The 313-nt window shown below is 67.1% G+C and carries 1 protein-coding gene; it reads left to right on the plus strand.

Annotation, left to right across the window (positions count from 1 at the left end; translation table 11 throughout):
- The coding region (locus SB725_RS30585) for a molybdopterin-dependent oxidoreductase (RefSeq protein WP_410923096.1) at window positions 1-313 on the plus strand (313 nt) is incomplete at both ends.

Raw genomic sequence — 313 nt, forward strand, 5'->3', positions numbered from 1 at the left:
CGCGCTATCTGTCGCTGATCGGCGGCGTGTGCCTGAGCTTCTACGACTGGTATTGCGACCTGCCGCCGGCCTCGCCGCAGACCTGGGGCGAGCAGACCGACGTGCCGGAATCGGCCGACTGGTACAACTCGACCTTCATCATGATGTGGGGCTCCAACGTCCCGCAGACCCGCACGCCCGACGCGCACTTCCTCGTCGAGGCGCGCTATCGCGGCACCAAGGTCGTGTCGGTGTTTCCCGATTACGCTGAAGGCGCGAAGTTCGGCGACCTGTGGCTGCACCCGAAGCAGGGCACCGACGCGGCGCTCGCGCT

Origin of the sequence: Pseudomonas sp. SIMBA_041 (genome assembly GCF_046535095.1) — a bacterium.
GTDB classification, from domain to species: domain Bacteria; phylum Pseudomonadota; class Gammaproteobacteria; order Pseudomonadales; family Pseudomonadaceae; genus Aquipseudomonas; species Aquipseudomonas mucoides.